Annotated in this window: 19 protein-coding genes; 12 read left to right on the top strand and 7 right to left on the bottom strand. The window is 63.1% G+C overall.

Annotation, left to right across the window (positions count from 1 at the left end; all coding sequences use genetic code 11):
* Positions 1-26: 26 nt before the first annotated feature.
* Together A6723_RS04250 and A6723_RS04245 are read left to right on the top strand one after the other, a co-directional pair.
* On the top strand, positions 27-1,145 hold the full coding sequence (locus A6723_RS04250) for a polysaccharide biosynthesis/export family protein (RefSeq protein ID WP_024762136.1): 1,119 nt from the start codon (positions 27-29) through the stop codon (positions 1,143-1,145).
* Between the two features lie 853 nt (positions 1,146-1,998).
* On the top strand, positions 1,999-3,378 hold the full coding sequence (locus A6723_RS04245) for an OprD family porin (RefSeq protein ID WP_054908141.1): 1,380 nt from the start codon (positions 1,999-2,001) through the stop codon (positions 3,376-3,378).
* A 215-nt stretch (positions 3,379-3,593) separates the two neighbouring features.
* Here A6723_RS04245 and aguA read toward each other — a convergent pair whose 3' ends face one another.
* The 4 genes from aguA to A6723_RS04225 form a co-directional block, all read right to left on the bottom strand.
* Positions 3,594-4,703, bottom strand: a complete 1,110-nt coding sequence (gene aguA, locus A6723_RS04240) for an agmatine deiminase (RefSeq protein ID WP_054908140.1) — start codon at positions 4,701-4,703, stop codon at positions 3,594-3,596.
* 218 nt (positions 4,704-4,921) lie between these two features.
* A complete protein-coding gene (locus A6723_RS04235) occupies positions 4,922-5,557 on the bottom strand; it encodes a TetR/AcrR family transcriptional regulator (RefSeq protein WP_054908139.1) in 636 nt (211 codons plus the stop codon).
* 55 nt (positions 5,558-5,612) lie between these two features.
* The gene (locus A6723_RS04230) at positions 5,613-6,674 is read right to left on the bottom strand and encodes a polyamine ABC transporter substrate-binding protein (protein ID WP_024762138.1); all 1,062 of its coding nucleotides are present in this window, start codon (positions 6,672-6,674) and stop codon (positions 5,613-5,615) included.
* Positions 6,675-6,918: 244 nt separating this feature from the next.
* On the bottom strand, positions 6,919-8,298 hold the full coding sequence (locus tag A6723_RS04225; RefSeq protein ID WP_054908138.1) for a glutamine synthetase family protein: 1,380 nt from the start codon (positions 8,296-8,298) through the stop codon (positions 6,919-6,921).
* Positions 8,299-8,576: 278 nt separating this feature from the next.
* Between A6723_RS04225 and A6723_RS04220 the strand changes: the two genes are divergently transcribed.
* The 8 genes from A6723_RS04220 (at position 8,577) to A6723_RS04185 (ending at position 17,778) form a co-directional block, all read left to right on the top strand.
* On the top strand, positions 8,577-9,326 hold the full coding sequence (locus tag A6723_RS04220) for a gamma-glutamyl-gamma-aminobutyrate hydrolase family protein (protein ID WP_054908137.1): 750 nt from the start codon (positions 8,577-8,579) through the stop codon (positions 9,324-9,326).
* A 40-nt stretch (positions 9,327-9,366) separates the two neighbouring features.
* Positions 9,367-10,725 (top strand): glutamine synthetase family protein, encoded by a 1,359-nt coding sequence (locus A6723_RS04215; protein WP_024762141.1) that lies wholly within the window; start codon positions 9,367-9,369, stop codon positions 10,723-10,725.
* A gap of 61 nt (positions 10,726-10,786) precedes the next feature.
* Positions 10,787-12,154, top strand: a complete 1,368-nt coding sequence (locus tag A6723_RS04210; RefSeq protein ID WP_054908136.1) for an aspartate aminotransferase family protein — start codon at positions 10,787-10,789, stop codon at positions 12,152-12,154.
* A gap of 117 nt (positions 12,155-12,271) precedes the next feature.
* Positions 12,272-13,372, top strand: coding sequence for a polyamine ABC transporter substrate-binding protein (locus tag A6723_RS04205; RefSeq protein WP_054908135.1), 1,101 nt, complete (start codon positions 12,272-12,274; stop codon positions 13,370-13,372).
* A gap of 255 nt (positions 13,373-13,627) precedes the next feature.
* The gene (locus tag A6723_RS04200; RefSeq protein ID WP_139092897.1) at positions 13,628-14,695 is read left to right on the top strand and encodes a polyamine ABC transporter substrate-binding protein; all 1,068 of its coding nucleotides are present in this window, start codon (positions 13,628-13,630) and stop codon (positions 14,693-14,695) included.
* A 151-nt stretch (positions 14,696-14,846) separates the two neighbouring features.
* Positions 14,847-16,001 carry an ABC transporter ATP-binding protein gene (locus A6723_RS04195; protein ID WP_054908133.1) on the top strand — a complete coding sequence of 385 codons (1,155 nt, stop codon included), beginning with the start codon at positions 14,847-14,849 and terminating at the stop codon, positions 15,999-16,001.
* 26 nt (positions 16,002-16,027) lie between these two features.
* A complete protein-coding gene (locus A6723_RS04190) occupies positions 16,028-16,909 on the top strand; it encodes an ABC transporter permease subunit (RefSeq protein ID WP_139092896.1) in 882 nt (293 codons plus the stop codon).
* Entirely contained in the window at positions 16,906-17,778 is an 873-nt protein-coding gene (locus A6723_RS04185) for an ABC transporter permease subunit (RefSeq protein ID WP_024762146.1), read from the top strand. Before A6723_RS04190 ends, A6723_RS04185 begins: the two co-directional genes overlap by 4 nt.
* A gap of 411 nt (positions 17,779-18,189) precedes the next feature.
* Here the strand turns inward: A6723_RS04185 and A6723_RS04180 are convergent, their stop codons facing one another.
* Positions 18,190-20,577 (bottom strand): penicillin acylase family protein, encoded by a 2,388-nt coding sequence (locus A6723_RS04180; protein ID WP_054908131.1) that lies wholly within the window; start codon positions 20,575-20,577, stop codon positions 18,190-18,192.
* A 107-nt stretch (positions 20,578-20,684) separates the two neighbouring features.
* On the opposite strand from A6723_RS04180, the gene A6723_RS04175 reads away from it, so the two are divergent.
* The gene (locus A6723_RS04175) at positions 20,685-21,734 is read left to right on the top strand and encodes an AraC family transcriptional regulator (protein ID WP_054908130.1); all 1,050 of its coding nucleotides are present in this window, start codon (positions 20,685-20,687) and stop codon (positions 21,732-21,734) included.
* Between the two features lie 3 nt (positions 21,735-21,737).
* On the opposite strand, the gene A6723_RS31620 is transcribed toward A6723_RS04175, so the two are convergent.
* Together A6723_RS31620 and A6723_RS04165 are read right to left on the bottom strand one after the other, a co-directional pair.
* Positions 21,738-22,250, bottom strand: coding sequence for a transcriptional regulator (locus tag A6723_RS31620; protein ID WP_024762149.1), 513 nt, complete (start codon positions 22,248-22,250; stop codon positions 21,738-21,740).
* Between the two features lie 88 nt (positions 22,251-22,338).
* Positions 22,339-22,914, bottom strand: a complete 576-nt coding sequence (locus tag A6723_RS04165) for a DUF6436 domain-containing protein (protein ID WP_054908129.1) — start codon at positions 22,912-22,914, stop codon at positions 22,339-22,341.
* A 123-nt stretch (positions 22,915-23,037) separates the two neighbouring features.
* Here A6723_RS04165 and A6723_RS04160 point away from each other — a divergent pair, with 123 nt between their 5' ends.
* Positions 23,038-23,976, top strand: a complete 939-nt coding sequence (locus A6723_RS04160) for an alpha/beta hydrolase (RefSeq protein ID WP_054908128.1) — start codon at positions 23,038-23,040, stop codon at positions 23,974-23,976.
* The last annotated feature ends 144 nt before the right edge of the window (positions 23,977-24,120 follow it).

Here is a 24,120-nt window from a genome sequence, read left to right as displayed (position 1 = left end):
CACACTCGTTTCAAGGAAGGATTGCCATGAAAAACCTGCTCGCTTTCAGCTTTGTAGTCGGCAGTCTGGCGCTACAAGGCTGCGTGTTCTCCCCCGGTCAGTACATGACGGATTCCGATGTCCAGCGCGAGGCGCAGAAGCAGGGGATGAACATTACCCTCGTGCCTATCACGCCACAGGTGCTGCAGCGCCAGGAGGCCTCGTTTGCCGCCAGGCCCGGTGTGCCCGCGGAACTGCTGAACTACCGCCCGCCGCAACAGGACTACGTGATCGGCGGCGGCGACGTGCTGCTGGTGACCGTCTGGGACCACCCGGAACTGACCAGCCCCGGCTCGACCCAGCAGATGGAAGCCAACGGCCGCGTGGTCGGCGCCGACGGCAACATCTTCTTCCCCTACGCCGGCGTAGTGCGAGCCGAAGGGCAGACCCCGGCACAATTGCGTTCGAGCCTGGCCCGCCGGCTGGCGAACAAGGGCATCGTCGACCCGCAGGTGGATGTCACCGTGCTGCGCTATGCCAGCCAGCACGTGGTGTTCTCCGGCGCCTTCCAGAACGGCGGCCAGGTCGAGCTGAACAACACGCCCACGACCCTGGTGCAGGCGGTCAGCAAGGCGGGAGTGATTGCCGGCGAGGCGGACCTGTCCGGACTGACGCTCAAGCGTGACGGCCGCGAATACGTGATCGACGTCGACGCGCTGAACCGCTCCGGCTCGACGCTCAGCGGCATCTACCTGAAGAACGGCGACCAGGTCCACCTGCCCTACAACGACCGCAAGAAAGTCTATGTGGTCGGCGAGGTAGAGCGCCCGCAGGTCGTGACCTACCGCACCACTGGTCTGTCGCTGCTGGAAGTGCTGGGCAACGCCGGCGGCCTGGCCCCGGAAACCTCCGATGGTGATTCGGTCTACGTGATCCGCGGCAACCCGCAGCAAGCTGATGGCAAGGGGCAGGGCACCTTCCAGGCGCAGGTCTTCCACCTGGAAGCCAAGCGTCCGACCGCCTACGCCCTGGCCAAGGACTTCGCCATGCAGCCGCAGGACGTGGTGTTCATCGGCCCGGCCAACATCACCCGCTGGAACCGCTTCATCAGCCAACTGCTGCCGTCGGCCTCGATCGTCGCCACCAGCGCGGCCGTGGGTAACTGACCCCCAGGCCTGACATCAACGGGAAAGCCCTGGCTCCGCCCGCAGCAGTCGCGAATATTCCTACGGCTGCGGGCGGTTCTTTGGAATCGACTCATCAACGCCGGCTGGTCATCATCGCTGCCATCCGGTGCCAAGCCGCACCACTCCAACTGGCGGAAGCGATTCCGCCCCTCTCCTTTGGGGTCTTCCCCTAGCACAAGGCCCCGAACCCGCCAGCGTTGCAGCGTCGGCGGGTTTTTTTTGCCCGGCGTTTCACGATGCAGGGATTCCTACGCCTGAGTTGCCTTTGGAGGTACCTCCAGCGATGAGCAGTCGAACGCCGTTGAGAGGCGTATCATATATTCCATAAAGAAATTACATATTAAGAATTAATTCTTTTTGGATTTATGACGGTTCTTTTATCGTTGCCCTGCGCTGCCGCGAGCTGTTTCGGACAGAGCGGAAGAGGGTGGCGGTTTACCGCCAGCCAGAGATAGTGGGATGGCGGTTTTCCGCTGATCCGGCCCTGGGGAGTGGCTCGACGAACGAGCTGGAGGCCGGAAAGACGGGGGTGTCGGACAGGGCAGGCCGGTTGGCCTGGGGATTGCCTTGTCAGGTGGCGAATGCCCAGCGCATCGCCACAACAACAAGACACGAGAATCGATCCATGCCCTTCCCATCTTCTGCCGTATCCCTGTCCGCCTGCCTGCGCTTCGCTCCCGCCTAGCGGGGCGTCGAAACAACCAACGAATCCTGCATGCCCGTCGTGCTCGTCACGCCGTGGCCGCTGCCTGCCATTCGGTCGGACTCCCGGGGGAGCCAGTCGTTGTTGCGAATGGCGTGTTTCCAAGATCAATAAAATGGGGAAATTCCAATGAAAAGCCGCACTCTCACGCAATCGAGCCTCGCGCTCGCCATCGCCGCCGCGGGCCTGGCCCAGTCGGCCTTCGCCGGTGGTTTCGTCGAAGACAGCAAGGCCAGCCTGACCCTGCGCAACTTCTACATCAACACGGACAACCGCAACGGCACCGCCGAGCCGAGCAAGCAGGAAGAGTGGGGCCAGGGCTTCCTGCTCAACTACACCTCCGGTTTTACTCAAGGCACCGTAGGCTTTGGTGTTGACGCTCTTGGTCTGCTGGGTGTGCGCCTGGACAGCGGTGGCGGCACGCACTATGAGTCGGCCTCGCAGCAGGGCGGTACCGTGTTCCCGTCTAAGAGCAACGGCGATGCGGTGAATGACTTCAGCAGCCTGGGCCTGACTGCTAAGGCCAAGGTTTCCAATACCGAGTTCCGCTACGGCACTTTGCAGCCCAAGCTGCCAGTCGTGACCTATAACGATGGCCGTCTGTTGCCCGTGACCTTCGAGGGTGGCCAAGTTACCTCCACCGACCTCAAGGACTTCACCTTGGTGGCCGGTCAACTGGAGCATTCCAAAGGCCGCAACTCCACCGACAACCGCAGTCTGAGCATCGCTGGCGCCAACGGTTCGAGCATTAGCTCCCGCGACAGCAACAAGTTCTACTACGCCGGTGGTGACTACAAACTGAACAAAGACCTGACCCTGCAGTACTACTACGGTCAGCTCACCGACTTCTACCAGCAGCATTTCCTCGGCCTGCAGCACAACTGGGCGATCGGTCCGGGCGTGCTGAAAACCGACCTGCGTGCCTTCGACAGCAGCTCCGACGGCAAGAACGGCAGCGCCTCCGGCCGTGCCGATGGCTTTGTCAGCAGCGGCTACTACGGTGGCAATACCCTCAAGGGGGAAGTGGATAACCGCGCCTTCAGCGGCCTGTTCACCTACTCCGTCAGTGGCCACAGCTTCGGTGCCGGCTACCAGGTGCTCAACGGCGACAGTGACTTCCCGTTCCTCAACCGTGGCGACGGCGAAGGCTCCACCGCCTACCTGATCACCGATGTGCAGATCGGTAAGTTCCAGCGCGCTGGCGAACGTACCTGGCAGGTCCGTTATGGCTACGACTTCGCCAAGGCTGGTGTTCCGGGTCTGACCTTCCAGACCATCTACCTGCACGGCGACAGCATCGACACCAAGCAGGGTAACCAAAGCGAATGGGAGCGTGATATCTCCCTGGCCTACGTTATTCCGGATGGCACCTTCAAGGGCCTGGGCTTCACCTGGAAGAATGCTGCCTTGCGCAGTGGCCTGCCGGCCGCCAGCCAGCCGGGCACCGCGACCCAGCGCGACCAGGACGAAAACCGCCTGATCGTCAGCTACACCATCCCGCTGCTGTAATTCTCGTGGGATAACGAAAAAGCCGCCGACCTCGCAAGAGGCGGCGGCTTTTTCATGGGTGCGCACGAGGGCTCTTAGCAGGAGCGAGCCTGCTCGCGAACAAGTCCCGTCGCGAAGTCGTTCGCGAGCAAGCTCGCTCCTACGGACTCATCTCTCTGCCAATGAAAAAGGCCGTCGCTCCGTTAGGGGCGACGGCCTTTTCATTACTCAGCGACTCAGCGCTTCTGCGGCGCCGGCTGCTGCTGGGTGATGCAGTGGATGTTGCCGCCACCCAGGAGGATCTCGCGGCCCGGCACCATCACCACTTCGTGTTCGGGGAAGATGCGCTTGAGGGTGGCTTCGGCCTCGGCATCCGCCGGATCGTCGAAGCGCGGCGCAATGATGCCGCCGTTGACGATCAGGAAGTTGACGTAGGAGCCGGCCAGGCGGATCGACGGATCGCGCGGTTGGGTGCCGATCACCAGGTCGATGCCTTCGCACTCGGCTTCGGTCGCGTGGATCGGGCCGGGGATGACGATCTTGTGCACGGTGAGCTGGCGGCCCTTGGCGTCGCGGGCGGTTTCCAGCACGCGCATGGCGGCCTGGCAGCGCTCGTAGTTCGGGTCATTCTGATCGTCGGTCCAGGCCAGCAGGACTTCGCCGGGGCGCACGTAGCAGCAGAAGTTATCGACGTGGCCATCGGTCTCGTCGTTGAACAGGCCGTCCGGCAGCCAGATCACGGTGTCGATGGCCAGGTGCTCACGCAGCACGGCCTCGATCTCTTCGCGGCTCATGTGCGGGTTGCGGTTGTGGTTGAGCAGGCACTCTTCGGTGGTGATCACCGTGCCTTCGCCGTCCACATGGATCGAGCCGCCTTCCAGCACGAAGCCTTCGGTGCGGTAGCCGTCGCTGCGCTCGATGCCGAGGATCTTGCTTGCCACCTGGTCGTCGCGGTGCCACGGGAAGTACAGGCCGCCTTCCAGGCCGCCCCAGGCATTGAAGGTCCAGTCCACACCGCGTACTTCGCCGTCGTTATTGGTGACGAAGGTCGGGCCGGTGTCGCGCACCCAGGCGTCGTCGTTGCTGATTTCCACCACGCGGATGTTGGCCGCGTCGGCCAACTGCGCGCGGGCGTTTTCGTACTGGCCGGCGGAGACGCCGATGGTCACCGGCTCGAAGCGGGCGATGGCGCGGGCCACGGCGCTGAAGGCGGCCTGCGCCGGCTTGCCGCCCAGGCGCCAGTTGTCCGGCCGCTCGGGCCAGACCATCCAGGTCTGGGTGTGGGGTTCCCATTCCGCCGGCATGCGGAAGCCATCGGCGCGGGGAGTGCTGGTCAACGTAGTCATGGGGCGATCCTGGGGGCTGCTCAGTTGGGGACGTAGGGCGCTATGCGCGTCGCCCCATCCTGCGCTTTGGGTTGTGTCATTCGAGAGTGCGTCACGAGCGGCCAGTATAGGTCGCCGCGGGCAGTGTCTGATTTTATATCCGATAAAAATCGATTTATGAAGTGAATTATTCTCAGGAAATGCCCGTATATCCGGATTTTAATCGGATATAAATCGATTTATTTAAGGGGTGAGGGGCGCTTCGGCAGGCAGGGCGGCAGGTACAGCGAGAGGTAGGCATCGATCACCCGCATGCCTTCTTCAGCCAGGCGTTCGGTAATCAGCCCGTGACGCTGCACGGAGAGGGCGTAAACGCGATCACCCAGTTCGATGGCGAGGCTGAACACCTCGATATCCTGCGGCAACGGTGGCAGCTCGAAATGCCGCTCGAACAGGGCGCGCATGGCCTGGCCGAGTTGCACGTCATGCTGGCTGTCGGCCTGGGTGACTTCGGCAAGGCCGTGGCTGGCGAGGATCAGCTGGCGTGCGGCGGCGTCTTCGGCGTACACGGCCAGGGTGCGTTGTTCGACCAGTCGTGCGAGGTCGCGCCAGTCGCGTAGGGCAGCGTGATCGACGGGTTGTTCCAGGCAAGCGCGGAAGGCGGCGTGGACGTCATTGGTCAGGCCCTGCAGCAACGCCGGGACGCTGGGGAAAAAGTGATAGATGGAAGAGGGGGGAATGTCCGCGCGTTCGGCCACCGCGTAGATCGACAGCCCCGCTGCGCCGCTTTCGGCCAGCAGGGCGCGGGCCGCGTCGAGGATCACGGCGATTCTTGCCTGGCTGCTGGCGCGAGGTTTGCGGGTGGGAGCGGGCATGGCTGTCTCCGGAGCTGGGCGGCTATTGGACGCCAGCTCCGGTGCGCTCGGCAAGTCAGCTGCCGCCGTCGCGCAGCTTGGCCCAGACTTCGGTGATCACCGGGGCGGTCTTCTCCGGCGCGGTTTCCAGGGCAAACAGGCGGCGCTTGGTTTCCTGGTCCGGGTACAGGCCCGGCTGGTCGCGCAGGGCGGCATCGAGGAACTGCGCGGAGTCCTTGTTGCCGTTGGGGTAGAGGGTGGCGGCGGTGATCTGCGCGGCGACCTTGGGCTGCATGAGGTAGTCGATGAACTTCAGGGCCAGGTCCGGATGCTCGGAGGCGCTGGGGATCACCAGGTTGTCGATGAACAGCACCGAGCCTTCCTGCGGCACCACGAAGCGCACCGGCTGGCCGGCGTTGGCGGCGCCCAGGGCATCGCCGACCCAGGCCATGGCGACGCACAGCTTGCCGGCGTTGAGGTCCTGGATGTAGCGCTCGCTGTCGATGTAGCGCAGGTTCGGGCGCAGCTGTGCGAGCACCTCGCCGGCACGGCGGATCTGCGACGGCGCGCTGCGGGCGAAGTTGCGGCCCTGGTAGTTCATCAGCACCGAGAAGGCCTCGTCCGGAGCGTCCAGCAGGCTCATGCCGCAGGCCTTCAGGCGCTGGCTCTGCTGCGGGTCGAACATCACGCTCCAGCTGTCGGGCAGCTTGCCGCCGTAGGCCTTCTCCGCTTCGGGTTCGTTGATTGCCAGGCCCACGGCACCCCACAGATAAGGTATGGCGTGCTGGTTGTTGGGGTCGACGGCGGCCAGCTTGCTCAGCAACTGGGTGTCGAGGTGGCTGCGGTTGGGCAGCTTGCTGAAGTCCAGGGCCTGGATGCGCTTGTCGCGGATCAGTGCCGGCAGGTCGTTGTGCGAAGGCACGGCGACGTCGATCTTCTCACCGCTCTCCAGGGCCTTCTTGACCTCTTCGGCGGTGCTGTAGGTCTTGTAGTCGACACGGATGCCGGTGTCCTTCTCGAAGTCCTTGAGCACTTCGGGAGCGATGTAGTCGTTCCAGTTGTAGACATGGATGACTTGCTCCGCCCAGGCGGAAAGCGGACACAACAGCATCAGAATCAAGGCGTACAGGCGTGGCATTGGCGATCTCCCTGAATGAACCACGTAATCAGCGGATGCGGCATTCGCCGCTCGATAGCGCGACAGCAAAGACACGACAGACGCGATGGCGCCCGGGCGGGCGGATGGAGACATCGCGAGCAGGAAGGAACGACGGATGTGACTCGCCCTGGCGCCCCTCCTCGCCGTTGCGATGTCGCAGTTCCCCGGGTGTGCCAGAGGCACAAGGAAACGCCGGCACGAGGGCCGGCGTTTCGTTTACCACTTATACGGTGTGCAAGTACCAGTTGTACTCGAGATCGGAAATCGAATACTCGAACTCCTGCATCTCATGCTCCTTGCACGCGACGAAGATGTCGATGTACTCGGGGCTGATGTACTTGTTCATCACGTCGCTGTCGTCCAGCTCGCGCAGGGCATCGCGCAAGTTGTTCGGCAGGCTCTGTTCCAACTGCTCGTAGGCGTTGCCTTCGATCGGCGCGCCCGGCTCGACCTTGTTGGTCAGGCCGTGGTGGACGCCAGCCAGTACAGCCGAGAGCAGCAGGTACGGGTTGGCGTCGGCACCGGCGACGCGATGTTCCAGGCGCACCGCTTCCGGTGCTCCGGTAGGTACGCGCAGGGCGACGGTACGGTTGTCCAGGCCCCAGCTCGGTGCGTTCGGCACGAAGAAGGCCGAACCGAAACGGCGGTACGAGTTGACGTTCGGGCAGAGGAACGCCATCGACGCCGGCAGGGTCTCGAGCACACCGCCGATTGCGTGGCGCAACGCGGCGTTCTGCTCGGGATCCTCGCTGGTGAAGATGTTCCTGCCGTCCTTGTCGAGCAGCGAGACGTGGACGTGCAGACCGTTGCCAGCCTGACCCGGGTAGGGCTTGGCCATGAAGGTCGAGTCCATCTCGTGGTCGTAGGCGACGTTCTTGATCAGGCGCTTGAGCAGGACTGCGTAATCGCAGGCCTTCAGGGCGTCGTCAACGTGGTGCATGTTGACTTCGAACTGGGCCGGGGCGCTTTCCTTGACGATGGCGTCGGCCGGGATGCCCTGGGCGCGGGCGCCGTCGATGATGTCCTGTAGGCAATCGGCGTATTCGTCGAGGTCATCGATGGAGTAGACCTGAACGGACTGCGGACGCTTGCCGGAGATCGGCGAGCGCGGCGGTTGCGGACGGCCGTTCACGTTCTCCTGGTCGATCAGGTAGAACTCGAGTTCGAAGGCCGCGACGATGGTGAGGCCGATATCGGTGAATTTCTGTACGACCTGACGCAGTACTTCACGAGGGTCGGCGAAGAACGGCTGGCGCTCTTCCATTTCGTGCATGGTCATCAGCAGCTGCGCGGTCGGGCGCTTCTGCCAGGGTTCCATGGAGAGAGTGTTGGGGATCGGGAAACAGACGCGGTCCGCGTCGCCAATGTCCAGGCCGAGGCCTGTGCTTTCCACGGTGGAGCCGGTGATGTCGAGAGCGAAGAGAGAGGCGGGGAGGTTGATGCCCTTCTCATAGACTTTGGGCAGGTTGGTGCGTTCGATGCGCTTGCCGCGGACCACACCATTCATGTCTGCAATAAGGAGGTCGACGAACTGGACCTCGGGGTGTTCCTTCAGGAACTCACTCGCTTCTTCGAGCGACACGGCACTCTGGGGTACCGACATGATGTCACACCTTTATTGTTAAAAATTTCAATCATTCGAAAGCTGAGGTGTGAGTCAATCCGAATTGGCAAGGGTTGTCAATGTCGCACCAAAGTGGGGCGCATCAGTCCTGATGGGCCGTTTTTGGGGCGTTTCGAGCCGCTTTTGATTCGCGGAGAGCCTTTGCTGGCGGGCTGTTCAGTGGGGCGTGTTTGATTTTTTACATGGCTATTGTGTAAAAAAATGAACAAGGCTAAGCTCGGCCTCAAGCCCATAACACTTACAAACACGGGTGTCCCATGTCTCGCCTGCCGTTAATCGGCGTGTCCGCCTGCATCAAGCAGATCGGTTCCAAACCCTACCATGTTGCTGGCGACAAATACCTCAGAGCGCTGATCTCCGGGGCCTCGGGCATTCCTTTGATCATTCCCTCCCTGGGCGATGCCATCGACCAGGAAGACATGTTGGCCGCGTTCGACGGCCTGCTCTTCACAGGCTCGGCGTCGAACGTCGAGCCCCATCATTATAGTGGCTCCGCCAGCATTGCAGGCACCCCTCATGATCCCGAGCGCGACAGTACGACGCTGCCGCTGATCCGCCGCGCCGTCGCGGCCGGGATTCCGGTGCTGGGCATCTGCCGCGGCTTCCAGGAAATGAACGTCGCCTTCGGCGGTTCGCTGCACCAGAAGGTGCACGAGGCCCCGGGCTTCATGGATCACCGCGAACCTGCCGGTGAGCCGATCGAAATCCAATATGGTCTGCGGCACGTCGTTGACGTGCAGCCGGGCGGCGTTTTCGCCGGTATCGGGCTACCCTCGCAGTTCCAGGTCAACTCTATTCACGGCCAGGGCGTTGATCGTCTGGCGCCCGGCCTTCGTGTAGAAGCTCTGGCGCCTGACGGGTTGGTTGAAGCCTTCTCCGTCGAAGGCACGGCCTTCGCCGTCGGGGTGCAGTGGCACCCGGAATGGCAGGTCGAAACGAACCCCAACTATCTCGCTATCTTCCAGGCATTCGGCAAAGCCTGCAGCAAGAGGGCGGGGAACCGCTGAGTCCGGCGTTGGGGCCGGGCTCTCAAACCCTGAGGTCTTTATGACTAGCAAGTTAGACCAGCTCAGTGGCTGGTTGAAGGAACGCAAGATCACTGAAGTGGAATGCATGATCGCCGACCTGACCGGGATCGCCCGGGGCAAGATCGCGCCGACTGCGAAATTCCTCAACGAGAAGGGCATGCGCCTGCCGGAGAGCGTTCTCCTGCAGACCGTGACCGGTGACTACGTCGAGGATGACATCTATTACGATCTGCTGGACCCGGCCGACATCGATATGGTCTGCCGCCCGGACGAGAATGCCGTGTTCCTCGTCCCCTGGGCCATCGAGCCGACCGCGATGGTCATCCACGATACCTACGACAAGCTGGGCAACCCCATCGAGCTGTCGCCGCGCAACGTCCTCAAGCGCGTCCTCCAGCTTTACGCCGAAAAGGGCTGGAGGCCGATCGTGGCTCCGGAGATGGAGTTCTACCTTACCAAGCGCAGCGACGACCCCGACTACCCGCTGCAGGCTCCGGTGGGCCGTTCCGGCCGCCAGGAGACAGGTCGCCAGTCCTTCTCCATCGACGCGGCGAACGAATTCGACCCGCTGTTCGAAGATATGTACGACTGGTGCGAACTGCAGGGCCTGGATCTGGACACCCTGATCCATGAAGAAGGCACCGCGCAGATGGAGATCAACTTCCGTCACGGCGATGCCCTGGACCTGGCCGACCAGATCGTGGTGTTCAAGCGCACCATGCGCGAGGCCGCCCTCAAGCACAACGTGGCCGCGACCTTCATGGCCAAGCCGATGACCGGCGAGCCGGGCAGTGCCATGCACCTGCACCAGAGCATCGTCGACATCAAGACCGGCAAGAACATCTTCTCCAACGCCGACGGCAGCATGAGCGAGCTGTTCCTGCATCACATCGGCGGCCTGCAGAAGCTGATCCCCGAGGCGCTGCCGCTGTTCGCGCCGAACGTCAACTCGTTCCGCCGCTTCCTGCCCGACACCTCGGCGCCGGTGAACGTGGAATGGGGCGAAGAGAACCGCACCGTGGGCCTGCGCGTACCGGATTCCACCCCGGACAACCGCCGCGTGGAAAACCGCCTGGCCGGCGCCGATGCCAACCCCTACCTGGCCCTCGCCGCCAGCCTGCTGTGTGGCTACATCGGCATGGTCGAAGGCCTCAAACCCAGTGCGCAGGTCAAGGGCCGCGGCTATGAACGGCGTAACCTGCGCCTGCCGCTGACCATCGAGGCTGCACTGGAGTGCATGGAAGGCAGCAAGACCCTGGAGAAATACCTGGGTGACAAGTTCATTCGAGGCTACGTCGCGGTGAAGCGCGCCGAGCACGAGAACTTCAAGCGAGTAATCAGTTCCTGGGAGCGCGAGTTCCTCCTGCTTTCTGTCTGATCGGCGTGGGGTCCGGCGCGTGGCCGGGCCCCGTGTTTCTTAGAGAAGAGGTTTTATCAAGATGACTAACCAGACCAGCGCCAACACCCAACACTGGCAGGCGCTCAGCCGCGATCACCACCTGGCTCCGTTCACCGATTACAAGCAGCTGAACGAGAAGGGTGCGCGCATCATCACCAAGGCCGAAGGCGTGTACCTGTGGGACAGCGAGGGCAACAAGATCCTCGACGGCATGGCTGGCCTGTGGTGCGTGAACGTCGGTTACGGTCGCAAGGAACTTGCTGAAGCCGCCTACAAGCAGATGCAGGAACTGCCCTACTACAACCTGTTCTTCCAAACCGCACACCCGCCGGTACTGGAGCTGTCCAAGGCCATCGCCGACATCGCTCCCGAAGGCATGAACCACGTGTTCTTCACCGGCTCGGGCTCGGAGTCCAACGACACCGTGCTGCGCATGGTCCGCCACTACTGGTCGATCAAGGGTCAGCCGCAGAAGAAAGTGGTCATCGGCCGCTGGAACGGCTACCACGGCTCCACCGTCGCCGGCGTCAGCCTGGGCGGTATGAAGGCGCTGCACGAGCAGGGTGACCTGCCGATCCCGGGTATCGAGCACATCGCCCAGCCTTACTGGTTCGGCGAAGGCGGCGACATGGACCCGGAAGAGTTCGGCGTCTGGGCTGCCGAGCAGCTGGAGAAGAAGATTCTCGAAGTCGGCGAAGACAAGGTCGCTGCCTTCATCGCCGAGCCCCTGCAGGGCGCGGGTGGCGTGATCGTTCCGCCGAAAACCTACTGGCCGAAGATCCGCGAGATCCTCGCCAAGTACGACATCCTGTTCATCGCTGACGAAGTGATCTGTGGTTTCGGCCGTACCGGCGAATGGTTCGGCAGCCAGTACTTCGGCAACGCCCCGGACCTGATGCCGATCGCCAAGGGCCTGACCAGCGGTTACATCCCCATGGGCGGTGTGATCGTTCGCGACGAGATCGTCCATACCCTGAATGAGGGTGGCGAGTTCTACCACGGCTTCACTTACTCTGGTCACCCGGTAGCCGCTGCGGTGGCGCTGGAAAACATCCGCATCCTGCGCGAAGAGAAGATCGTCGAGCGAGTGAAGAACGAAACGGCACCGTATTTGCAACAACGCTGGCAAGAGCTGGCCGACCATCCCCTGGTAGGCGAAGCCCGCGGGGTAGGCCTGGTGGCAGCACTGGAGCTGGTGAAGAACAAGAAGACCCGCGAGCGCTTCGAAGGCAAGGGTCTCGGGATGCTGTGCCGCGAGCACTGCTTCCGCAACGGTCTGATCATGCGCGCGGTGGGAGACACTATGATTATCTCGCCGCCGCTGGTGATCGAGAAATCGCAGATCGATGACCTGATCACTCTGGCGCGCAAGTGCCTCGATCAAACCGCCGCAGCCGTTCTGTCTTGAGTCTTTCACCAGACCTTTGACAGACTGCGCCTGTGCGTTGGCCAGGCTCACCGGGTGGTGACGGAAGGAGATGTCCACGCCACCCGGAACATCAAAAAAACAAACGGAGCTACCCGCATGTTCAAGACCTTCGGCAAATCCCTGCTCGCTGTAACGCTGGCAGGCGCTGTGGCTGGTATGGCGCAGGCTGATGACAAGGTGCTGCACGTCTACAACTGGTCGGACTACATCGCGCCGGACACGGTCGACAAGTTCACCAAGGAAACCGGTATCAAGGTCGTCTACGACGTCTACGACAGCAACGAAGTGCTGGAAGCCAAGCTGCTGGCCGGCAAGTCGGGCTACGACATCGTGGTGCCGTCCAACTCCTTCCTGGCCAAGCAGATCAAGGCGGGCGTCTACCAGCCGCTGGACAAGTCCAAGCTGCCGAACTGGAAGAACCTGAATCCGGACATCATGAAGACCCTGGAGATCAGCGACCCGGGCAACCAGTACGCGATCCCCTACATGTGGGGCACCATCGGCATCGGCTACAACCCGGACAAGGTCAAGGCCGCGCTGGGCGACAACGCCCCGGTGGACTCCTGGGACCTGGTGTTCAAGCCGGAAAACATCCAGAAGCTGAAGGCCTGCGGCGTGAGCTTCCTCGACTCGCCGACCGAAATGCTCCCGGCGGCCCTGCACTACCTGGGTTACAAGCCGGATAGCCAGGACCCGAAAGAGCTGAAGGAAGCCGAAGCGCTGTTCCTGAAGATTCGTCCGTACATCTCCTACTTCCACTCCTCCAAGTACATTTCCGATATCGCCAACGGCAACATCTGCGTGGCCATCGGTTACTCGGGTGACGTGTACCAGGCCAAGTCCCGCGCTGAAGAAGCCAAGAACAAGGTCACTGTGAAGTACAACATTCCGAAGGAAGGTGCTGGCGCGTTCTTCGACACCGTCGCCATTCCGAAAGATGCCGAGAACCAGGAAGCCGCGCTGAAGTGGATCAACTTCCTGCTTGAGCCGGCGGTCATGTCCGAGATCACCAACGTCGTGCAGTTCCCGAACGGCAACGCCGCGGCCACTCCGATGGTGAACGATGCGATCCGCAACGACCCGGGCGTGTATCCGACTCCGGAAACCATGAAGAAGCTGTACGCCTTCCCGGATCTGCCGGCGAAGACCCAGCGTCTGATGACCCGCAGCTGGACCACCATCAAGTCCGGCAAGTAATCGGGTAGTCGCTGCCGCCTGACGCGGCAGCGGATGGTCCGGGACTGCGGCGGGGGAGTGCCCTCCCTCGCCGCTACCGGCAGCAACAAACAGCTTCCATCGGTGGAATGGCTGCGCAAGCCCTGGCGCTCTCGTGCTGATGAAGGGTTCGGCGCTACCCACGGACCGGCCGTCGAAACCCCGGCAGCAACCGACTGAAGTAGTAAAAAACAACGAGAGGACTCACGTGTGCGCATTCCCTTCCGCAGAACCCTGATCGCTGCAGTCTCCCTCCTCGGCCTGACTTCGCTGGCCCAGGCGGAACAGACCGTCCACATCTACAACTGGTCGGACTACATCGGTGAAACCACCCTCGCCGATTTCGAGAAGGAAACCGGTATCAAGCCGGTGTACGACGTCTTCGACTCCAACGAAACCCTGGAAGGCAAGCTCCTGGCCGGTCGCACCGGCTATGACGTGGTCGTGCCGTCCAACCACTTCCTCGGTCGCCAGATCAAGGCCGGTGCGTTCCAGAAGCTGGACAAGAGCCAGTTGCCGAACTGGTCGAACCTCGACCCGCACCTGATGAAACAGCTCGAGGCCAACGACCCGGGCAACGAGTACGGCGTGCCGTACCTGTGGGGCACCAACGGCATCGGCTACAACGTCGACAAGGTCAAGGCCGTGCTGGGTGTCGACAAGATCGATTCGTGGGCCATGCTGTTCGAGCCCGAGAACATGAAGAAGCTCAGCCAGTGTGGCGTCGCCTTCCTCGATTCGGGCGACGAGATGATGCCGGCTGTGCTCAAGTACATGGGGCTGGACCCCAACAGCACCAACCCGGACGACTACAAGAAGGTGGAAGAGAAGCTGATGGCGGTGCGTCCGTACGTCACCTACTTCCACTCCTCCAAGTACATCTCCGACCTGGCCAACGGCAACATCTGCGTCGCGGCCGGTTTCTCCGGTGACGTATTCCAGGCCGCCAACCGCGCCAAGGAAGCCGGCAAGGGCGTGAACATCGCCTACGCCATTCCCAAGGAAGGCGCCAACCTCTGGTTCGACATCCTCGCCATTCCGAAGGATGCCTCCAACCCGAAGGCGGCCCACGCGTTCATCAACTACCTGCTCAAACCCGAAGTGATCGCCAAGGTCAGCGATTACGTCGGCTACGCCAACCCGAACCCCAAGGCTGGCGAATTCATGGATGAGTCCGTGCGCAACAATCCTGAGGTGTACCCATCCCAGGAGGTTCTCGACAAACTCTTCGTGCAGCATGAGCTGCCGCCGAAGATCCTGCGCCTCATGACCCGTTCCTGGACCAAGATCAAGTCGGGCAAGTAAGACGGTTCCTACGGAATTCGTCCGCGCGGGCACGGAGCGTCGGAGAGCCTCTCGAAAGGTTTTCCGACGCACGTAAACTGCGCCAGCCCTGAGTAATACCAAGCATGCCCGGCCGCGGGGGCCGGGCCTCTATGATTTGGGAGTTGTGGTAATGGCAATAGCCTCCGGTGCCTACAAGAAAGCCTTGAGTGGCGACCAGAAACCCAAAGAGGTTCTGGTAAAAATCGACCGGGTCAGCAAGCAGTTCGATGAAACGCTGGCTGTGGACAGCGTGTCCCTGGACATCAAGAAGGGTGAGATCTTCGCCCTGCTGGGTGGCTCGGGTTCGGGCAAGTCGACCCTGCTGCGTATGCTGGCTGGTTTCGAGCGTCCCACTGAAGGTCGCATCTTCCTCGATGGCCAGGACATTACCGACCTGCCGCCCTATGAGCGGCCGATCAACATGATGTTCCAGTCGTACGCCCTGTTCCCCCACATGAGCGTGGCGCAGAACATCGCTTTCGGCCTCAAGCAGGACGGCCTGCCCAAGGCAGAGATCGACAAGATCGTCGACGAGATGCTCAAGCTCGTACAGATGACCCAGTACGCCAAGCGCAAGCCGCACCAGCTCTCCGGCGGCCAGCGTCAGCGCGTGGCCCTGGCCCGCTCCCTGGCCAAGCGTCCGAAGCTGCTGCTGCTCGACGAGCCCATGGGCGCGCTGGACAAGAAGCTGCGTTCGCAGATGCAGCTGGAACTGGTGGAGATCATCGAGCGCGTGGGCGTGACCTGCGTGATGGTGACCCACGACCAGGAAGAGGCCATGACCATGGCCCAGCGCATCGCCATCATGCACCTGGGCTGCATCGAGCAGATCGGCAGCCCGATGGACATCTACGAGACCCCGGCCAGCCGCCTGATCTGCGAGTTCATCGGCAACGTCAACATGTTCGATGGCGAGCTGGTAGAGGACCTGCAGGATCACGCCGTGATCGCCTGCCCGCACCTGGAAAACCCGATCTACATCGGCCACGGCATCAGTACCCGTGCCGAGAACAAGCGCATCACCTACGCGCTGCGTCCGGAAAAGGTCATGGTCAGCGCGCAGAAGCCGGAAAACCTCGAGCACGAAGGCTTCAACGTTGCCCAGGGCACCGTGCATGACATCGCCTACCTGGGCGGCCACTCGGTGTACTACATCAAGCTGGCTTCGGGCTTCATCGTCCAGGCCTTCATGGCCAACGCCGAGCGCCACGTGGCGCGCCCGACCTGGGACCAGCCGGTTTACATCAGCTGGTACGACGACAGCGGTGTGGTACTGCAATCATGAACATCAGCAAATCGCTCATGAAACGCCTGCCGAACGGCCGGCATGCCGTGATCGGTGTGCCGTTCTTCTGGCTGTTCCTGTTCTTCCTGCTGCCCTTCGCCATCGTGCTGAAGATCAGTCTGGCGGCAGCGGACGTGGCCATTCCGCCGTACACCGAAGTATTCCAGTACGCCGACCAGACCCTTCAGGTCGTGCTGAACCTGGGCAACTACCTGATGCTGACGGACGACCCGCTCTACATCGACGCCTACCTGGGCTCGCTGAAGATGGCGGCGATCAGCACGTTCCTCTGCCTTGTGATCGGTTATCCGATGGCCTACGCCATCGCTCGCGCCAGCAAGGAAATGCAGACCGTCCTGCTGCTGCTGATCATGATGCCGACCTGGACGGCGATCCTGATCCGCGTGTACGCCTGGATGGGCATCCTGTCCAACAACGGCCTGCTCAACAGCTTCCTGATGTGGCTGGGCATCATCAACGAGCCGCTGACGATCCTGAACACCAACTTCGCGGTGTACATCGGTATCGTCTACTCCTACCTGCCGTTCATGGTCATGCCGCTCTACGCCAACCTGGTGAAGCACGACATGAGCCTGCTCGAAGCCGCGTCCGACCTCGGCGCGCGCAGCTTCACCAGCTTCTGGAAGATCACCGTGCCGCTGTCCAAGAACGGCATCATCGCCGGCTGCATGCTGGTGTTCATCCCGGCGGTGGGCGAGTTCGTGATCCCGGAACTGCTGGGCGGCCCCGAGACGCTGATGATCGGCAAGGTGCTGTGGCAGGAGTTCTTCAACAACCGTGACTGGCCGGTGGCTTCCGCCCTCGCCGTCGTGATGCTGGCGATCCTGATCATTCCCATCATCCTCTTTAACAAGAACCAGGCTAAAGAGCTGGAGGGCAAGGTATGAACAAGCGTTGGTCGTTCTCCAACATCATGCTGGTGTTGGGCCTGCTCTTCATCTACGTGCCGATGATCATCCTGGTCATCTACTCGTTCAACGGCTCCAAGCTGGTGACCGTGTGGGGTGGCTGGTCGGTGAAGTGGTACGTCGGCCTGCTGGACAACCAGCAGCTCGTTGGCTCGGTGTTCCGCTCGCTGGAGATTGCCTGCTACACCGCGATCTCCTCGGTAGCCCTGGGTACCCTGGCCGCCTTCGTGCTGACCCGCATCCCGCGCTTCCGTGGCCGTACGCTGTTCGGCGGCATGGTCACTGCGCCGCTGGTCATGCCCGAGGTAATCACCGGTCTGTCGCTGCTGCTGCTGTTCGTTGCCATGGCCCAGCTGATCGGCTGGCCACAGGAACGCGGCATCGTGACCATCTGGATCGCCCACACCAGCTTCTGCTCGTCCTACGTAGCGGTCGTGGTGTCGGCGCGCCTGCGCGAGCTGGACCTGTCCATCGAGGAAGCGGCCATGGACCTGGGCGCCAAGCCCTGGAAAGTGTTCATGCTGATCACCATCCCGATGATCGCTCCGTCGCTGGCGGCGGGCGGCATGATGTCCTTCGCCTTGTCGCTGGATGACCTGGTACTGGCCAGCTTCGTGTCCGGGCCTGGCTCCACCACCCTGCCGATGGAAGTGTTCTCCGCCGTGCGCCTGGGCGTGAAGCCGGAGATCAACGCCGTAGCCAGCCTGATCCTGCTGACCGTTTCGCTGTTCACCTTCTTCGCCTGGTACTTCACCCGCCAGGCCGAGGAGCGTCGCAAGCGCGCGATCCAGGAAGCCATGGAGTCCAACGCGACCGATTGGCAGAAGGGTTCGACAGCCACCGCCTGACGCCGTCTTGTCGGCCGGTAGTATCCGGCGATTGTCGAACCACGGGCCACCTTCGGGTGGCCCGTGTTTTTTTGCTCACACGTTATTCCGAAGTGCTTGGAAAATCGGGATTTATCGGAAAAATCCGTGGGTCGCAAAGGCTCGCTCCCGGCCGATTGCCAACTACGCTTGAAGTGTTCGGATGCGTTGTCCGGTCACCCCCCCGAACCAGGACCGGGCCGCGTAGCCGGCAAACTTCCAGTGACGCCTTATGGCACTCCGTGCGGGAGACGGCGCCCAATACAACACCCCGATCGTTATCCCTTGGGGAAATAACGCGCCAGGGAGCTTCGGCATCTCCCGCAACACTCTCTACCATGCACCCATGAAAAACCCCGCAGGAGCGGGGTTTTTCATTTCCGGCAGGGCTATTCAGCGACGGACGGGGATCAGCCGCAGAATGCCCTTGGTGTTGGCCTTCACCTCGTTGTCATCGTAGTGCTGCGGCAGGTACTGGCCTTCGATGTAGGCTTCGGCCTGGTCGTCGTAGTGCTTGTCGAAGGGCACGCCGCTCTGGCCCACCGGGTTGATGCCCAGGCTGTGGGCGGGGTCGGCGAAGTCGATCAGGCGGCGCGTGGACGGGCCGTAGACCACCTGCCACGGCGCAGGGCCGACGCGAGCGGAGAGGTTGTTCGGCACCTCGTGGCCGCCGGGCGCGGCGAACGGGCCGACGTTGAAGATGCGGTCCAGCGGCTTCTGCATACCCAGCGGGTGGCCGTGGGTCAGGGTGTGCACCTTGCCCCACTGCCATTGCTTCGAGTCCTGGCCGAGGATGGCGCGCAGGTGTGCCAGGCTGTCCTTCCAGGCCGCCTTGACAATATCCGTGCGGGTTTCCTTCTGCGGCGTCTTGCGGTTGTCCCACCAGGGCGAGTTCTCGTCGGCGGCCAGGCGTGGCAGGGCCACGTCGAGCACACGGGTGGACAGCAGGTTGTCGAAGAAGGCGTCGCCCATCTCGTCGCGCATGGCGCCGTCTGCCACCTGGTAGATCAGCTGGTTGAACACCGTGGCTGTCACCGAATCCAGCGGATGGTCGCCCTGCCAGTTGGCCAGGTTTTCCACCAGTGCCTTTTCTTCGTCGGTTGCGGCGGCTTCGCGCAGGATCGGCAGCAACGGCTTTAGGAAACGTGGGCCGTAGCCGGTGGCGGTATCCAGTTGCAGCGGCTGGCTGTTCTGCAGGTCCCATTTCACCGAATCGTCGGACAGGCGCTTGTTCAGTTGCTGACCGCGATCGGGCAGGTTGTAGTAGCCCGGCACTGGGCGACCGTTGGCCGGCACCGGCTGGAAGTTGGCGGAGACGATGTAGCCGCGCGCCGGGTTTTCTTCCTGCGGGTTCTCGCTGAAGGGGTAGAAGCCGGTCTTGTCGGCCTGGCCGCTGGCGCCGTCGAGCAGGAAGTTCGGGTTGACCCCGTCCGGGCGTACCGGCAATTGCGCCGAGGCCCACCAGCCGATGTCGCCGCGGGCGTTGGCCCATACCACGTTGAGGCCCGGCGACTGGATCTTCGAAGCCGCGGTGCGCGCCTTGGCCAGGGTGTCGGCGCGGTTCAGCTCGTAGAAGGCATCGAGGATCGGGTTCTGGGTTTCCAGGAAGGCCCACCACATGGCCACGGGCGTCTTGCCCGCGGCGGTGCCCAGCGCGTCGTTGACCAGCGGACCGTGGGGCGAGCTGCGCAGGGTGATCTTCACCGGCGCCTCGCCCTTCACGGCGATGCTCTGCTCCTCGTTCTTCAGGTCCACCCACTGGCCGTGGTACCAGACCTGGTTGGGGTTGTCCGGGTTGACCTTCTCGGCGACCAGATCGACGTCGTCGTTCTGGAACATGGTCAGGCTCCAGCCGAACTGCAGGTTGTGGCCCAGCGAGGCGAACGGGTTGAGCGCCTGGTAGTGGCCGTACAGCTCGAAGCCCGGCGCGCTGGCCTGCATCTCGTACCACACCGCCGGCACGGCGAAGCGGATGTGCGGGTCGCCCGCCAGCAGCGGCTTGCCGCTCTTGGTGCGGCTGCCGGAAACGGCCCAGGCGTTGCTGCCTTCGAACTGCGGCAGGCCGGCCTTCTCCAGGGCCGCGTGGCTGAGCTGGGCGATGGCGCTCATGTCCTGCCAGTCGGCGGCGGCCAACGGGGACGGCGTGAGTACGCCGTTGGGGTGCCAGTCGAGGTCGAAGACTTTCAGGTAATCCGCGCCCAGTTGGTCGCGCACGTAGGTCAGCACCGGTTCGGTACGGAAGGCGGCGGCGAAGCTGTAGGCCATGTAGCCGGCAACGCTGACGGTGTCCTCGGGCGTGAAGGGGCGCTTGGGTATGCCGAGGATGTCGAATTCCACTGGGCGCGGGTGGCTGTCCTGGAACTGGTTGACGCCATCGAGGTAGGCGACCAGGGCCTTCCAGGCCGGGGAATTCTTGTCCTGCGTCTTCACATACTCCGCCGCGTGGTCGCGGATGCGCAGGCTGCGGAACATGCGGTCGGTGTCCACCAGCTTGGGCCCGAGCACTTCGGCGAGCTCGCCGCGGGACAGGCGCCGGAGCATTTCCATCTGGAACAGCCGGTCCTGGGCATGCACGTAACCGATCGCCCGGTACATGTCCTCCTCGCTGCCGGCCTTGATGTGCGGCACGCCACGCTCGTCGTAGCGAACCGTGACTTCGCTGGCGAGGCCGGCCAGCGACAGTTGTCCGTCGCGTACCGGCTGCTTGCCGTGCAGGTACCAGCCAGCGCCCGCCGCGGTAGCGGCGACAACGACAGCGAGGACAGTCAAAGTGCGTTTCATGGGGCAACTCCTTGTTGTTATGCGGCGATTCTGCAAAGGAAGTTGCATTGCGTTCATTGACCAAATGCCTCATGGCTGGAACTCTTTGGTCAATTCCAGGAGGAAGCATGTCCGCCCCAGAGCTGAATTTCCCGGCAGCGCCAGCCATGACCCAGTCCGCCACCCTGCGCCGCCAGTTGTACGAGGCGCTGTCCGTGCTGGGCTTCGATCCGACCGACATCTATCGCCAGGCCTTGCAGAAGGTCCGCCTGCCGCCACCAGCGCAGAGTGGCCGGCTGGTACATGACGATGCCCCGCTGTTCTGGACGACCCTCGACGACATCACCGGCGATCCCGACATCGGCCTGCACCTGGGGGAGGCGATGAAGCCGCGTCTGCTCGATGTGGTCGGCTACCTGCAGATGGCCAGCAGCGACCTGCGCGAGGCGCTGCACAGCTTCCTGCGTTTCCAGCACATCCTCTCCGGTGGCTTCGCCGCACAGATGCATGAAGAAGGCGACCGGGTACGGCTGATCCTCGACCTCAACTACCTGGGCATCAGCAACCTGCGGCAGCAGATGGAGTGCCTGATGCTGCTGTTCCTCAAGCAGCTGGCGCTGATCACCGACGATGAGTTCCGCGTCCAGGCCGTGGAGTTCCGCCACCCCCAGCCGCGCCGCCTGAGCGAGCACCGGCGGCTGTTTGGCCTGACGCCCAGCTTCGGCAAACCCAATGACGCACTGCTCTTCGACCGGGCCCTGCTGGCGAGGCCATCGCGTACCGGCAACCCGGTGCTGCACCGCCTGCTCACCGAGCATGCGCGCGAACAACTGGGCACGCTGGACGAGAACGACCTGCTCAATCGCCTGCGCTACCTGATCGGCATCCGCCTGGGGGAGGGGGAGTGCACCCTGCAAAGTTGTGCTCGCGAACTGGGCGTGCGCGCAGGGCTGCTGCAGCGCAACCTGGCGAGCCGGGCGCAGACGTTCAGGGAGGTGCGAGAGGAAGTGCGCCGGCAGCGTGCGGCGCAGTTGCTGGAGCAGGGAGTGGCGATTCGCGAGGTGGCGCGGGCCTGTGGGTTTGCCGAGGTGTCGCCGTTCTATCGTGCCTTCAGGCGCTGGTATTCGGTGCCGCCCGAGCGCTATCGCCAGCGCCTGCGAGGCGGCACCGAAGGCTGAAGGCTACTCGGCCAGCGGGATTTCGCGGCTGACTTCCAGCAGCGCCATGGCGTCCAGCTGGTCTTCGATCTGCAGGAAGCGCAGCGCGCGCTGCGGCGAGACTTCCTTGGCGATGCGCTTGAGGTATTTCTCCTTGAGATCCTGGCGGTCGTCCTGCAACTCCAGCACCTGTTTCTGCAGTTTCGCTGCCTCGTCGTTGCTCACCGAGCCGGTGTTATAGCTGTTGGCGTAGTCGATGATGATCGCCAGCGTCTGCTTGCTCAGCTTATCCGCCTCGGTGCGGTAGCTGTTGTAGATCGGCCAGAACTTCTCGGTCTCCTGCGGGGTGAGCTTCATGTTGGCTTCGACGATGCGCTTGCGCTTGTAGTCGATGTCGGCGATGCGGTTGTTGATGGCCTGCTTGTGTTGCTCCATGACCTGGCTGCTGCTGGGGGTATCTTCGGCGTGGGCGGCCAGGGGCAGGACGAACCCGGTGGAGAGAGCGGCGCAGAAGGCGAGGGCGGAATGAAGACGCATGCGAAAAGCTCCTTGGTGACGATCAGCCCTTCATGGGCCGGCGAACCAAGTGTAGTCACGGATTGGCCATCGTCTTCGTTGATGCGGCTCAGTGCTTCGTTTCGTCCCACGGGCAATAGCAACCCACGGCCAGGGTGTGGGTCGCATTCACCTGGCGCCCCTGCACCAGCGCGTCGAGGATCGGCTCGATGAAGCTGTTGCCCGAGGTACACACCGCGCCCTCGCTGTAGGGGCCGAAATAGGCCAGTTTGCCCTGGGCGTCCCAGATCGCCACGGCAGGGCTCGCCGGCAATTGCCCGGCGCCGGGCAGGGAGTCCAGCGCGCGCATGGCGCTGAGGGTGTCGGGCAGGTGGCCGCGGGTGCCGGGCTTCTGCACGGCGAAGAACTCCACGCCCTGCGGGCCGAAGCGCTGGATCAGCTCGGCGAGGTGCTGCTGGTTGCCGACGTTACAGGGGCAGGCCGGATCCCAGAAATGCACCAGGCGGATCTTCCCAGGACCGGCCAGTTGCGCGGGCAGCATCAGGTGGTCGCCGGAAAACAGCTGCGGCTGATGGCTGAAGGGGCGGATGAAGCGGTTCTCGTACCACCAGTAGGTGGCGAGCAGCGCGCCCAGGCAGAGCGCGGCAATCAGCCAGGTGAGCAGCGACTTTTGGCGTGAGGACATGGCAGCGACCAGTGACAGAGTCGGTAAGATAGCCGACAAGCTTGCCACGGGGGCGGGCGCGGCAGAATATCCCGCTGCTCCGTGCGCTCCTTCCGTTACCTGCCTGCCAGAAGCGAAACGCCCATGCCTGAAGCCTTCCAGCCCGATCTGCTGCGTACCCTGCTGCGACCACTGACCGCAGAGGCGAACGAGGTCGGCATCGCGCTGTACCAGCATTTCTATGGCCTGGACCTGCATGGGCGCCACCCGGGGCTGCAGAGCCGCCTGGGCACCTTCGAGGCCGGGGGCTACCAGATCGCCGCGCAGTACTGGCGGCCGGTGCTGGCGCGCGGGACGGTGGTGCTGCTGCATGGCTATTACGATCACATGGGGCTGTACCGCCATGTGATCGACTGGGCGCTGGGCATGGGCTTCGCGGTGCTGGCCTGCGACCTGCCGGGCCACGGCCTGTCCGGCGGCGCCGCTGCCAGCATCGGCGACTTCGCCGAGTACCAGATAGTGCTGGGCGCACTGCTTAATCAGGCGCAGGCGCTGGACCTGCCGCAACCCTGGCACCTCTGTGGGCAGAGCACCGGCGGGGCGATCCTGCTGGACTACCTGCTCACTGGCGCGCCCCGTCCGGAACTCGGACGGACCATCCTGCTGGCGCCACTGGTGCGGCCACGGGCCTGGGGCTGGTCGAAATTCAGCTACCAACTGCTGCGGCCGTTCGTGGACTCGATTCCGCGACGGTTCAGCGAGAACTCCAGCGACGCCGAATTCCTCGCCTTCCTGCGTGATCGCGATCCGCTGCAGCCGAAGATCCTGCCGACGGCCTGGGTGGGCGCACTGTCGCGCTGGATTCCGCGCATCGAGGCCGCCGGCCACGGCGCGCAGAGCCTGCTGGTGGTACAGGGCGACGCCGACGAGACGGTGGACTGGCGCTACAACCTGAAGGTACTGGAGGAGAAGTTCGAGAAGATCGAATGCCTGCTGCTGACCGGCGCGCGCCACCATCTGGCGAACGAGAGCGAGGCGCTGCGCAGACGTTACTTCGATTTTCTCAGTGAGCGGATGGCATAGCAGGGGAGATGCGGGGATGGGAGCCGCTGTAGTCGAGGGTGTGTCCTTCACTCCATGCGCCATGATCCTCAGGCGCCACCCTCTGTACAGCGGGCGCAATTCTAGGGTGAGGGCCTCTCGGAGTGGTCCGCTAGGACGGTAAGG

Source organism: Pseudomonas sp. AU11447, assembly GCF_001672555.2.
In the GTDB taxonomy this organism is placed as follows: Bacteria; Pseudomonadota; Gammaproteobacteria; order Pseudomonadales; family Pseudomonadaceae; genus Pseudomonas; species Pseudomonas nitroreducens.
Note: the sequence above shows the minus strand (reverse complement) of the source record. Positions and strands in the feature narration are given on the sequence as shown.